The organism is Mesorhizobium sp. C399B, from assembly GCF_030323185.1.
Classification (GTDB): Bacteria; Pseudomonadota; Alphaproteobacteria; order Rhizobiales; family Rhizobiaceae; genus Mesorhizobium.
Window position 1 is genome coordinate 4,764,307 of sequence record NZ_CP100472.1, and the last position, 13,063, is coordinate 4,777,369.

Consider the following 13,063-nt stretch of genomic DNA (forward strand, 5'->3'; position numbering starts at 1 on the left):
GATAGGCCGGTTTTCGTCAGTTTGAGTATCGGCCCGTCTAGACCATTGGCCGGCTTGGTTCAAGAAATAGGATTTCTGAGCCCCTTTGGCCAAGGTGACCGGCCAGTGTGGCTGATATCGGTCAGTCCTTGTGCATTTTTTCAGCAGCCGGCAGTCCTTCGGGCCGCTGGTCAGGATCACCGGTGCGCCGCGAGCGCGCTTGCGTCTTGCGCTTCATGAGATTGGCGCGCAGCTGCTCGGCCAGACGGTCCTTGCGGTCAGTCCCGTCCTTTTTTTCCGGATCAGCCTTTTTCGGTGGAATTGTCTTCTCGTCCATCGTTCCGTCCCGCCCGCAACTGGCAGGGCCTGCCGTTCAAGGGATAGCTAGCATTGTGGCGCCGCCGTGTCAGCGAAACTTGTCTGGCAAAGCCGTTCACAGACGCCTTGCGCTTGCCGGTTCTATATGGCAGAAGCCCCGCCATCAGCGGCTGCGGTAGCTCAGTGGTAGAGCACTCCCTTGGTAAGGGAGAGGTCGAGAGTTCAATCCTCTCTCGCAGCACCAGTTCATTCCCTTTGATTTAAAAGATGCAGTCGCGAAGTCGGGGTCTCGTTGCGGACCAAAAAAGCCGGCTGACGCAAAAGTGCCAATCCCGCGCATCCAACCGTGGCCCCCTCGCCCGGAAACATTGAGAGAAAGAGGCTCTACGGGGCCGGACGACTGCTCAACAAGTCCGGACCTGTCAACTCATGAACAGGCCGGACTGGCCGTATCCGGCATGCTGAACACTACCGCTCGCACGCTGAAAGCCAGCCGCCTCGTACGCATATCCACCACAAGAACACAGCTCGCCCAAGGACTTGCCATCAGCCGGCCATCATGATGCCATCTCGCCTGCGGAAGATAGCGTTGGGTTTTGGGGTAGAGAATGCTCTTTGGGCGAACGGCAGGTGCGACAGGGCGCATGTGCGCGGCAATCGCTGCGGCACTGGCGCTGTGCCTATGCGCGTTTGGCCCCGCTTTGGCTGAAGAGCCGAAGGCGCTGAAAGGCGTCGCGCTCATCATCGGTCAGTCCGACTACCAGCATGTCGGCAAACTGCCCAATCCGGAAAACGACGCCCGCGCCATCGAGGAGATGTTCGACAAGCTCGGCTTCGAGACAAATGTCGCCACCAATCGCGACACACGCAAATTGCGGCGCGATCTCGAAGGCTTCGTCGACGATGCCGAGGGCGCCGATGTCGCCATCATCTACTATTCCGGCCACGGCATCGAAGCCGGCGGCGAGAATTATCTGGTCCCTGTCGATGCCGATATTTCGGCACTCGACAATGCCGGCGAAAAGTTGGTGCCGCTGTCGTCCATCGTCGCCGAACTGAAGGCCAAGGTGCCGGTCACCATCGTTCTGCTGGACGCCTGCCGCAACGATCCGTTCCCGCCGGGCACGCTCTTGAAGCTGGCGCCGGGCGACGAAGGCAAGCCGATCGGCGCCGGCGGTCTCGGCGAAACGCGCGGCGTGGTTTCCCTGAAAGGTGGCGCCGAGGCCAAGGGCTCGGTCGACGACAGCCTCGGCCAGGTCATCGCCTTTGCCGCCGAGCCCGGCAAGGTTGCGCTGGACGGTCCGGCCGATGGCAACAGCCCCTATGCGGCAGCGATCCTGCGCCACATCGACACGGTGGGCGGCGAGGAATTCGGCACCGTTCTGCGCATGATCGGCGAGGAGGTCTATCTCAAGACCAACGGCCAGCAGCGGCCCTGGGTCAATGAGAGCCTGCGCCGGCTGCTCTATTTCGGCACCCCCGCCGAGGCGCCGAAAGGTGATGAGGGCGAAATCCTCAGGGAGCGACGCCAGCTCCTGCTGACCATCTCGACGCTACCCGATCCGGAGCGCCGCCAGATCGAAACCATAGCGCGTGACGGCAAGGTGCCGATGGATGGGCTCTACGCCATGCTGAAGGCGCTCGGGGTCGACATACCCAAGGATCCGGCTGAGCTCGACAAGCTGCTGCGTGGCCAGACCGAACGGCTGAAACACGTGTTGGCCGAACGCGAGACTTTGAAAAACCCGGACCCCGAAATTGCCAGGCTATCGAAACTCGCCGAACAGGCGGTTCAGGAAGGCGCGCTCGAAGCGGCGCAGAAATTCAACGAGCAGGCCAAGGCCCGCATCGGCGAACTTTCGTCTACGGTCGACCAGGCCGAGGCCGAGCTGAAGGCAAAGCGGCTGGAATTCGCAAAGGTCTTCGCCAGCAGTGCCAGGACTTATGAAATCTCCTTCAACTTCAAGGAGGCGGCGCAGGATTACGCCAAGGCCTTCGAGCAGGCTGCCAAATGGAGCGACGAAGACGCGTTCTACTACAAGGCGGCAGAGGCCAACGCTCTGTCGGAACAAGGGGACTTCTCCGGCGACAATGCGTATCTCGCCCAGGCCCTGACAGCCTATGAACAGGCATTGACCTATGTCACCCGCGAAAAGTTGCCGCTGCTTTGGGCGGCCACCCAGAACAATATGGGCGCCACGCTTGCTACTTTGGGCGAACGGGAAGCCGGCCGCGACAACCTCGACAAGGCAGCTGCCGCCTATGAGCAGGCGCTGACCGTCTATACGCATGACGCCTACCCTGACGACTGGGCATCGACCTATGGCAATCTGGGCACGGTCTACTGGCGGCTCGGCCAGCGCGAGAACGGGACGGCACTGCTTGAGCGGGCAGTCGGGGCCTTCCGCTCGGCGCTCGAGGTACAGTCGTCGAAAAAACTGCCGCTTGAATGGGCGGCGACGCAGAACAATCTCGGCATCGTGCTGTCCGAGATCGGCGAACGCCAGACCACATCGGACAGTTTTCGCGCCGCAATCGAAGCGCATCGTGCGGCATTGACGGAATACAACAGAGAGCGCGTGCCGCTCGACTGGGCGCTGAGCCAGGTCAATCTGGGTGCTGCGCTCTACCGCCTCGGTGAGCGCGAAAAGGATATCGCGACCATGCAGCAGGCGGTTGCTGCCTATCAGGCGGCGACCGGCGAAATGACCAGGGAACGCGCGCCGGCGCAATGGGCGACAATCCAGAATAATCTGAGCACGGCGCTGGAATCGATCGGAACCATTAACGGCGATGTCGCCACGCTTGAGCAGGCGCGCGACGCCGCCCTGGCATCGCTTACGGTTTGGACGCGCGAGCACGCCGCGGCGAGCTGGGCCAACGGCCAGCTGACGCTCGGCAACGCCTTGCAGCGCCTCGGCGCCAAGCAGAAGAACAAGGAACTGCTGCTGCAGGCAGCCACCGCGTACCAGGCCGCTCTGTCCGAATATCCGCGTGAGAAACTGCCGCTTGACTGGGCTTCGCTGCAGCAGAATCTGGGATCGGTCAACGACACGCTCGGCGATCTCGATACGGGAACCGATTACTACATTCAGGCGGTGACCGCGTATCGTCAGGCATGGGAGGTCTATACCGCAACCGCCGCGCCGGGCGAGTTCGCTTCGATCGGCTACAGCCTTGCAGGCACGCTATCGAACTGGGGCGAACGCGCGGGGGACATCTCGACCCTGCGGCAGGCGATCGATGTCTACGGTCAGGTGCTCAGGGTTCGCACCCGCGACAAGGACCCAGCCAATTGGGCCAAGACGGAATTCCGCCTCGGCTGCGCATTGATGATGTCAGGCAAGCTGGCCTCTGACGATCTACTGCTGCAGCAATCGGTCGACGCGCTGCGGACGGCGCTCGACGGGCAGACGAAAGGCGGTGATGTCACGGAGATCGGCCAAACGCGGCGCGTGCTCGGCCAGACCCTGTCGATCCTGGGCGACAATACATCCAACCTGGACTTGCTGGCGCAAGCAGCCGACATGCTGGAAGCCGCGCTCCCCGCCTACTCCAAGGACGCCGACCCGGAGGAGTGGGCCAATATCAATTACGACCTCGGCTTTGCCCTCTACAGCCAGGGCCGGATTGGTGGCGACGCCACGTTCTACGCCAAGGCCGTGGAGAGCTTCGAGAGGGCAGCGCGGATCTACGACGGTTTTCCCGACCGCATGCAATGGGCGCGCACCAAGGGCGATATCGGCAATGCCTTGGTGATGGCCGCGGACGGCAAGGACGTCGAGTTGCTCACCCGCGCGATTGCCGCCTATGACGCAGCGCTCAGCGTGGTAACGCGCGAGAATGCGCTGGCTGTCTGGGAGAACAATCAGAACAATCTCGCCGGCGGGCTGTCGAGTCTTGGTTACTGGGCGAACGATGTCGGCAAGCTGAAACGAGCCGCTCAGATCTACCGCGACCTCGCCACGGTGCGAACGATCGCCCGCGATCCCGATCTCTGGATCACCAACCAGACCAGTCTCGCGCAGACGCTGAGCATGATCGCGGCCCGCGAGCCTTCGGCTGAATTGTACGAGGAGGCGATTGTCGTCAACCGGGCGCTTGCCGAGCAGATCGGCCGCGAGCGCGATCCCGAACGTTGGGCCAATGCGCGCAACGAGATGGGCTATGCCTTGACCATGGCCGGCCGCGCCGAAAACAATGTCGGGCATTTCGAGGAGGCGGTGCTGGTCCTGCGCGAGGCGATCGTCGTGCAAAAGAAGATCAATTCGGTGCCGGCCGTCGCCTTCACGCAGGACAGCCTGTGCGACGTGCTGGTCGATCTGGGCGCCGCCCACAAGGACAAGGCGATGGCACAGGAAGCGATCGCCGCATGCCAGGACGCGCTCGTTGTCTTCCGCGAGCGTAAGATGGACGATCTCGCCGCCGGTTCCGAAAAGAACCTCGCCGAGGCACAGGCGTTGCTGGCCGAGTTGCATTAATCCGAGCCCGCGCTCCCGGATGCGGGCGAATGGTGGGCACGCCAGCGTTCACGCTGTTGCGCAAGCAAACGTCATCGGCTCGCCATGGCGTGACAGAGATGCGATGTGGCAGTATCGGCTTGTGCGCCGGTCGCCGCCCGTCATTCAGGGCGGCAGGTAATCATATTCCGTTGGAGCGCCAGATGACCTCACTCACCCGCCGCAGGGTTTTGAAAACGGCTGCGGTTGCCGGCGTCGGCGGCGTTGGCCTTGCAGCGATGGCCAGGCTTGGTGGCTGGGCCGCGGCCGCACCGGAGCCGGTGGTTCTCAAGACGGCAAAGATCCAGGCCAGGTTCATGGATATCGGCCAGACCCGCGATGTGCTGACTTATGGAGAGGCCGGAATGCCGCCGGTGCTCAAGATGAAAAAGGGCGAGCCTTTCGCCGCCCGCCTCGTCAACGGCATCGACGATCCGACGACGATCCACTGGCACGGCATTCGCGTTCCAAACAAGATGGACGGCGTCCCTTTCCTGGTTCAGCCCTACGTCTATACCGGCGATCATTTCGACTACGCCTTCACCCCGCCCGACGCCGGCACCTTCTGGTATCACCCGCATTGCAACACGCTGGAGCAGATAGGCCATGGCCTCACCGGCGTGATCGTGGTCGAGAACCCCAACGATCCAAAATTCGACGCCGAAGCCGTCGTCAACCTGCGCGACTGGCGGCTCGGCGACGACGCCCAGTTCATCCAGCAGTTCCGGCCGCGCGATGCCGCGAAAACCGGCACCTATGGCACGGTGCGCACCGCCAACTGGCTTGACCAGCCGCAATTCGACCCGCCGGCCGGCGGGCTGGTGCGGCTGCGGGTCGCCATCACCGATGTCACCCGCATCTACGCCTTTCGCGTCGAAGGTGCGCAAGCCGCGGTCATCGCGCTGGACGGCAATCCGGTGCCGCAGCGTTTTGCGCCCGATGCCTTGCTGCTCGGACCGGGCCAGCGTATGGATCTCGCCATCCGCATGCCTGACCAGGAGGGCGCGATCGTCAGCCTGGGCGACATCAGAGGCACCAAACCCAAGGTCCTCGCCACCTTGCGCGCCACCGGCAGCTCGCTCAAGCGCGATTTGCGAGACCTCGCACCGCTGGAGGCCAACCCGGTGCCGGAGGTGGATCTCGCCAGCGCGAAACACATCGCGCTCTCGCTCAGCGCCACGGCGGAAAACGTGCCGAGCGACAGCATATGCGGCACGCTAGGCTACTCCTTCTGGGCCATCAACAAGGTACCGTGGCCGGGCGACACGCCGGACCCGACCGCGCCTTTGGCCGAGCTGAAGCTCGGCAAAAGCTATGTCATCGACATGGAGAATTTGACGCCGCAATCGCATCCGATGCATCTGCACGGCATGAGCTTCAAGGTGCTGTCGTCGTCGACACGCCAGGTTCAGCCGGTCATCTCCGACACCTATCTCATGCAGCCCAACGAGAAGGTTCAGCTCGGTTTCGTCGCGGATAATCCCGGCGACTGGCTGCTGCACTGCCACATCATCGAACATCAGAAAACCGGCATGACGAGCTATATCAGGGTGGTTTGACGCCGAGGCGGGTCAATCAGCCTCTACTGGGGTTGGCCTCACCTGCCGGGCCTGTTGCCGGAGAAATTGCCGCCGTCCGCTGGTTTCGTTGGCAAAGCGGGGCCGTTCCCTGCTATTCCCGCCTGCAATCAAGAAGCCGTGGACACGCTTGCATGACCAATGTCGCCCTGACCGGACTGGCCCGCGATCTCGCCAGGCGCGCCGCCGAGGGCCGCCCGGTGCGCATCGGCGTCATCGGCTCCGGCGAAATGGGCACCGACCTGGTCACGCAAGGCATGCTGATGCCCGGTATCGAGATCTGCGCCATCTCGACGCGGCGTCCGCACACGGCGCGCGACGCCATCCGCATCGCCTATGGCGACGAGGCGATGGCGGTCGAGGCCGACATGGGTTCGAAAGTCACCGCGGCGATCGAGGCCGGGAAAATCGCCATCACCTCGAACGAGATGCTGGTCACCAATCCGCTGATCGACGTCGTGATCGACGCCACCGGCAAGCCTGGTGTCGCCGCCGATTTCGACTTGAAGGCGATGGAGCACGGCAAGCACCTGGTGATGATGAATGTCGAGGCCGACGTCACGATCGGCTGCTACCTCAAGCAGCAGGCAGACCGGCTCGGCGTCGTCTATTCGGTCGGCGCCGGCGACGAGCCGTCGAGCTGCATGGAGCTGATCGAGTTTGCCTCAGCGCTCGGCTACACCATCGTCTCGGCTGGCAAGGGCAAGAACAACCCGCTCAACCACGATGCCGTTCCGGACGACTATCGCGAGGAAGCGATCCGCCGCAACATGAACCCGCGCATGCTGGTCGAATTCGTCGACGGTTCCAAAACCATGGTCGAGATGTGCGCCATCGCCAACGCCACCGGGCTGGTGCCCGATGTGCCGGGCATGCACGGGCCCAAGGCCGACCGCGACCAGCTGGCCAAGGTGCTGATACCGCGCGCCGATGGCGGCATCCTGTCGAAGAAGGGTGTTGTCGACTACACGATCGGCAAGGGTGTGGCGCCGGGCGTCTTCGTCATCGTCGAGGCGACGCATCCGCGCATCGTCGAGCGCATGGACGATCTGCATATCGGCCACGGCCCCTACTACAGCTTCTTCCGGCCGTATCACCTGACCTCGCTGGAAGTGCCGCTGACCGCGGCGCGCATCATGCTCTATGGCCGGCCAGACATGGTGCCGCTGCCGAGGCCGGTCGCCGAGGTCTGCGCGGTGGCCAAGCGCGATCTCGCCATGGGCGAGACCTTCGATGCCATCGGCGAGACTTGCTACCGCTCATGGACCATGACCGTCGAAGAGGCGCGCGCCAATCGCGCAGTGCCGGTCGGCCTGCTCGAAGGCGGCAAGGTGCTGAAACCGGTGAGGAAGGGCGAACTGCTCACCGCCGACAATGCTACGCCCGACCGCACGACGAGGCTGTTCGCTTTGCGGAAGCTGCAGGATGATATGCTCTACGGGGCTGAGATGGCATGAACAGGCCAGCTCTCTGGCTTTGTCATGACAAGATCACTATATTGTAGTGACAGCGAAACGGAGGCTTCCAGAATGAATCTCCAGATCAGAGACCCGCGCGCCCGTGACCTCGCCCGGCAGCTTGCCGAAAAGCGAAAGATTTCCTTGACCGAAGCGGTGATCGAAGCGCTCGAATCCGAGCTTCAGCGCGAACGTGAACGAGTTCCGCTGGCTGAGCGGCTGGCCGCCATATCGAACGATCTGAAGGCCAAGGCGGGAAGGGGCGGCAGGGATTTGACTAAGGATGAGATCGACGAGATGTGGGGACATTCCTGATGTTCATCGACACCTCGGTGGTGATCGCTGTCCTCGCCGGAGAGGAAGACGCCGCCGATTGGAGCCGCCGGATCGGGCAGGCCTCGGTACGGATCACATCTCCGCTGGTCGTGCTCGAAGCGGCGATGCGGCTTTCATCGAAGTTGGTGGTGGAGCCGCTCTTCGCCGAAAAGGCGATAGAGGACTTCCTGCGTGAGGCCGAGATCGAGGTGGTTCCGATCGAAATCGGTGATGCCAAGCTCGCGATCCAGGCTTTTTCGACCTATGGCAAAGGTCGCGGCCACCCGGCTCAGCTCAATCTCGCTGACTGCCTGTCATATGCCTCGGCAAAAAGCTGTGGGATGCCCTTGCTCTACAAAGGGAAAGACTTTTCCCACACCGATCTGGCCTGATCCTACTCCCCCAGTTCTACGATTCGGCCAGCAGCTTCGTCAGCCGGTCCCGCCCAGCAGGCCAAATGCTGCCGCGCTCGCGCGATGGGGCTGTTGACCTGCTCGCGCATGATCATTGCGCTCGTGCTGACGACGCAGACCATCGGCTGCCATTGTATGATCGATTCATACAGTCTGTCTTTTTGATCCGGGTTTTTCAAACGATGCCGAGATGCCAATCTCGATCAGCTGAACCCCCATTGAGGATTGAAATCTTGCAAACCATTTGGACAAGACGCGAGACGATGAAAACCCTTCTGGCAACGGGCATGGTTGCCATGCTTCAGCCTCTGGCTTTTGCAGCCAGGGCCGCCGCCAAGCTGGAATGGACCTATTTTCAGGCTGACGAGAATGGTTTCCGCCGCACGCCGGTGCTGCTGACCGGGGAAAAAGAAGCCATCCTCCTCGACGGCGGATTTACCCTGTCCGATGGCCGTGCGGTCGCGGATGCGATCAAGCCGACGGGCAAGACCCTGACGACGATCTATGTCAGTTGCAGCGACCCTGACTATTATTTTGGCCTGCGTCCCGTCGCGGATGCTTTCCCCGGCGCCAAGATCATCGCGGCCGCTGCGACGGTGGCGGCCATCAAGGCCAATGTGCAAGCCAAGCTGGATGTCTGGGGCCCGCAGCTCAAGGACAATGGACCGAAGGTCCTGGCGGATGTCGTCATTCCCGAGGCTTCCGATATTACCTCACTTGAAATCGAAGGAAACAAGATCGAGATCGTCACCGTCGCCGATCTGAAAGACCGGCGGTATCTCTGGGTGCCCAGCCTTGAAGCGGTGTTCGGCGGCGTGCTGATCTCGTCCGGCGTACATGTCTGGGTTGCCGACGAGCCAACCGTAGACGACCGTAAGAAATGGATTGCCGCGCTCAACGAAATCGCGTCCCGCAAACCCAACATCGTGGTGCCGTCCCATCAGGTAGCCGGTGCACCGGACGGTCTGGCGGCCGTGGAATTCACCCGCGCCTACCTCGAAGCTTTCAATAAGGAAGCCGAAAAAGCGAAATCCAGCGTCGAGCTGATTGCAGCGATGAAGCGGCGCTATCCCGATCTTCTGGACGTCTCGTCCCTGGAACTGGGCGCAAAGGTCGCCAAGGGTGAGATGAAGTGGGGCTGATACGGCCCCGCGAGCGTCTGGGCTACTTCCCCAATTCCACCGACCGCAGCCGCGCGGCTTCCACCGCCTCGGTCAGCAGCTTCGTCAGCCGGTCCTCGCCCATCAGCACGGCAAGGGCTGCTGCCGTGGTTCCGTTGGGGCTGGTCACCTGCTGGCGCAGGACGCCAGGCTCCTCGCCGCTTTCGGCAGCGAGTGCAGCAGCGCCATAGACGGTCTGCATGGCAAGCAGCCTGGCGGTCTCGGTCGGCAGCCCGGCGTTCTCGGCTGCAACCGTAAGCGCCTCGATGAAATGGAAGATGTAGGCCGGACCGGACCCCGAAACCGCCGTCACCGCGTCCATCAGGCCTTCGTCGTCGACCGTCGTCACCACACCGCTCGCCGACAGCAGCTCGGCAACGAAACGCCTGATGTCGTCGCTCACCAGCGGGTTGGAATAGACCACCATCATGCCCTTGCCGATCGCGGCCGGCGTGTTGGGCATGCAGCGGATAACAGGCGCGAGATGGCCGAGTATGTGCTCGAAGGTGGCGACCGGCGTGCCCGCGGCGATGCTGACGAAGGTGGTCCTGCCGTCGCCGAAGCGCTTGTAGGCGGCGGTGACGTCGCGGATCACCTGCGGCTTGACGGCGATGACGACGAGGTCGGGCTCTGCGTCGGCGGGGATCCCGTTCGCGTCCGCGGCGACACTGCAACCGAGGTGCTCGGCGCGCTTGCGCAATTCGGCAGTGGGCTCGACCACGAACACGGCTTGCGGGGCAAGCTTGCCGGATTTCAGCCAGCCCGCAAGCATGGCGTAACCCATATTGCCGCAACCGGCGAGAACAAGCCTGATCGTCATTGAGAGCCCTCCGAGACAAGGGTTCTCCTTAGACGCTAGCGGGCAGACGGGAAAGCCCCTCAAGGGGTGCTGGATCAGGCCAGCCGGTCAAGGTCGCCGGCGCACCGCGATCGGCCGCAGCGACACTTGCCGCAGGCCAAGCGCGCCGAGCACGAAGAACAGCCACACCGGGTCGCCGCGGTGGAAGAAGAAGCTTTCGAGGAAAGCGTTCAGCGCCGTGAACAGCACCACCATCATGAAGAAGTCACCGAGATAGATGTTCTCCTTGCGCGGCGGGATGCGCATGTAGTCGCGCAGCGGCGCGATCACGAAAGTGTAGACGGCAACGCACAGCGCCGGGATGCCCATCAGCACCGCAATGTCGAGATAGCCGTCATGGCCATGCACGATGGTCCGGATGTCCCAGGCCCGGTCGAAAGGCTGGTCCTGGCTCAGCAGCAGCGGCGTGCCCCAGAAGCTTTCATAGCCGTAGCCGGTCCAGGGCTTCTTCGCCAGCATCTCGCCGGAGAACTCCCACAGCGTCGTGCGCCCGGTATAGGTGAGGTCGGGGAAATAGGTGGCCGCCAGTTCTTTCACCGGGGGGATGAAGACGATGCCTAAGGTACCGATGGCCGTCGCAATGATCGCCAGTGCAAACAGGATCGGCGTGCCGAACCGCATGCCGATCAGGCCCGGCAGCACGACGATCAGGATCGAGAACGGCACTAGGCCGGCCGTCGTCTTGGATCCGGTGTGCAGCATGAAGATCATCGCCGCGCCGAAGATCGCCACGCCCCAGAATTTCTGGCCGCGCCGGAAGAGATAGAGGCCGGCGAAGCTGAAGCAGGCCATGATTGGTCCGGCAATGTTCTTGTGGGCGAACACACCACGCCACAGGCCGGCATGTTCGGGCTCCTGCGAATCGGCCGTATGCAGGGCCTCATGCGGAAAGACGATGAGGCCGATATAGGACAGGCCGATAACGACGATCGCGCAGAATATGATGACTTTCGAAAAACTGTCGGCATCGCGCGGCAGCACCAGGACCGTCGCTATCGTCAGAACGCCAAGCAGCGTGAAGAAGGCCGCGCGCATGGCCGAGGACGGGTCGGTCGCGTTGATGACCGAAAGCATGAAAAAGCCGAGCATCAGAATCCAGGACGGGCTGAGCAGCGAGCGCACCACCTTGGGGTCGGCGAACGTCAGCAGTGAGAAGATCGAAATGGCGCCGAGCGAACTGAAGCCGAGCTGGTTGACGATGTCGCCGCCGTCGCCGGTCAGTTCCGCGCCTGCCGGTTGAAACGGCCGGAACGACACGATGACGACGGCAAACAACAGCGCGGCAATTGCCGTCGCCACGCCGTCGCGGGTGACGATGCCGCCCAGCATCAGCTCGTCAGTTCTTCTCAGGCTGCCTGTATTGCTCATTGGCGTATCCGAATTCGGCAAGCACGCGGCCGAGCGAGACATAGACGGGGTAAAGCGCCGTCGACAGCGATCCTGTCCGCGCCAATTTGATTGCGCCGCGCACGGGCGAGGCTATCAGCAGCGCCAGGCTTTTTGCAAACACCTTGGCGCCGGCGAATGGCGTGCCGGCGCGCTTCTTCTTTTCGACCAGCGTCGAGATTACACCGTTGCGTAAGGATCGGGCGCGGATCCAGTCAGCCTCGACGCGCCGGGCTGGAACGCCTTCGCGCACCTTTGCCTCGGCGCACCAGCCAAGCACGAAACCTTTCTGCGCCGAGCGGCTGAGGAAGTCGGAATCGCCGCCGCCCATGAAGTTGAACCGCAGGTCGAGGAAGGGTGGCCCCATGATGGTGAGCACATTGCGCCCGACCAGAAGGTTGCCAGAGGAATAGAGTGCGGCCACGCGTCCAGTCTGGCGATAGGGCGGCGCAAACACGGGGTGCTCGGCCCATTTGGCGTGAGCAGGATCGGTAAACACTGGCACTTGCGGGCCACCGACAATGTCGGCGCCAAGCGTCTCCGCCGTCTTGCACATGCGCTCCAGCCAGTCCGCGTCGGCGATCTCGTCATCGTCGATGACCAGCAGGTGGCGGAAATCCGGAAAATGCAGGATCGCCGTCTGCCAGCCGGCATTGTAGGCACTGCAATTGCCCCGCTCGTGCGCGATGATGACCATGCCTTTCATATCGTCGCGTTCGAACAGCGGCACGGCCGCCTTGGCGCCCTCACGCGCCTTGGCTTCGTTTTCGATGACGATGACGGCGAAGCGCCGGCTGGTTTGCTGTGCCTTCAGCGACGCCAGCGTTTCCAGCAGCAGTTGTGGCCGCATGAAGGTCGGCAGCGTGACGACGGCTTCGATCGTCTCTGCGGCGAGCCCCGGAGAGCGTCCCGCAATCGATACCGAACCGTCCGATGGCAAAGGGATCATCCGCTCCAGCCGCATGTTTTAAATCTGGCTTTTTGATAACACCGCGACGATAACGTTTCGTTAATCACCTTTCGCAGCGGCGCCTGCCGGTCCGCGCCTTTCAGCCGTTGCGTCGCATGATTTAATCAAGGGTTCACCCAGCTTTGCTAGT

At 62.6% G+C, this 13,063-nt stretch carries 10 protein-coding genes and 1 tRNA gene; 7 read left to right on the forward strand and 4 right to left on the reverse strand.

Features of this window, described 5'->3' with window-relative positions; all coding sequences use genetic code 11:
• Positions 1 to 121: 121 nt before the first annotated feature.
• Entirely contained in the window at positions 122 to 316 is a 195-nt protein-coding gene (locus NLY36_RS22645) for a hypothetical protein (protein WP_023669287.1), read from the reverse strand.
• Between the two features lie 150 nt (positions 317 to 466).
• Between NLY36_RS22645 and NLY36_RS22650 the strand changes: the two genes are divergently transcribed.
• The 7 genes from NLY36_RS22650 to NLY36_RS22680 all read left to right on the forward strand — a co-directional run bounded on the left by NLY36_RS22650 (position 467) and on the right by NLY36_RS22680 (position 9,700).
• Positions 467 to 541: transfer RNA gene (locus NLY36_RS22650), tRNA-Thr, on the forward strand.
• A 400-nt stretch (positions 542 to 941) separates the two neighbouring features.
• Entirely contained in the window at positions 942 to 4,778 is a 3,837-nt protein-coding gene (locus NLY36_RS22655) for a caspase family protein (RefSeq protein ID WP_023697318.1), read from the forward strand.
• 182 nt (positions 4,779 to 4,960) lie between these two features.
• Positions 4,961 to 6,355, forward strand: coding sequence for a multicopper oxidase family protein (locus tag NLY36_RS22660; protein WP_286461429.1), 1,395 nt, complete (start codon positions 4,961 to 4,963; stop codon positions 6,353 to 6,355).
• Between the two features lie 152 nt (positions 6,356 to 6,507).
• The gene (locus NLY36_RS22665; RefSeq protein WP_023689348.1) at positions 6,508 to 7,830 is read left to right on the forward strand and encodes an NAD(P)H-dependent oxidoreductase; all 1,323 of its coding nucleotides are present in this window, start codon (positions 6,508 to 6,510) and stop codon (positions 7,828 to 7,830) included.
• 72 nt (positions 7,831 to 7,902) lie between these two features.
• Positions 7,903 to 8,145 carry a type II toxin-antitoxin system VapB family antitoxin gene (locus tag NLY36_RS22670; protein WP_023697316.1) on the forward strand — a complete coding sequence of 81 codons (243 nt, stop codon included), beginning with the start codon at positions 7,903 to 7,905 and terminating at the stop codon, positions 8,143 to 8,145.
• On the forward strand, positions 8,145 to 8,537 hold the full coding sequence (locus NLY36_RS22675) for a type II toxin-antitoxin system VapC family toxin (RefSeq protein WP_023689346.1): 393 nt from the start codon (positions 8,145 to 8,147) through the stop codon (positions 8,535 to 8,537). The genes NLY36_RS22670 and NLY36_RS22675 overlap by 1 nt, the downstream gene beginning before the upstream one ends.
• Before the next feature lie 263 nt (positions 8,538 to 8,800).
• Entirely contained in the window at positions 8,801 to 9,700 is a 900-nt protein-coding gene (locus NLY36_RS22680) for an MBL fold metallo-hydrolase (RefSeq protein WP_023735751.1), read from the forward strand.
• Between the two features lie 22 nt (positions 9,701 to 9,722).
• Here NLY36_RS22680 and proC read toward each other — a convergent pair whose 3' ends face one another.
• From proC to NLY36_RS22695, 3 genes are all read right to left on the reverse strand, one after another.
• Positions 9,723 to 10,538 carry a pyrroline-5-carboxylate reductase gene (gene proC, locus NLY36_RS22685; RefSeq protein WP_023735750.1) on the reverse strand — a complete coding sequence of 272 codons (816 nt, stop codon included), beginning with the start codon at positions 10,536 to 10,538 and terminating at the stop codon, positions 9,723 to 9,725.
• A gap of 87 nt (positions 10,539 to 10,625) precedes the next feature.
• On the reverse strand, positions 10,626 to 11,945 hold the full coding sequence (locus tag NLY36_RS22690; RefSeq protein WP_023735749.1) for an O-antigen ligase family protein: 1,320 nt from the start codon (positions 11,943 to 11,945) through the stop codon (positions 10,626 to 10,628).
• Positions 11,914 to 12,912: a glycosyltransferase family 2 protein gene (locus tag NLY36_RS22695; protein ID WP_023735748.1), complete on the reverse strand. Its 999-nt coding sequence runs from the start codon at positions 12,910 to 12,912 to the stop codon at positions 11,914 to 11,916. Before NLY36_RS22695 ends, NLY36_RS22690 begins: the two co-directional genes overlap by 32 nt.
• Positions 12,913 to 13,063 lie beyond the last annotated feature (151 nt).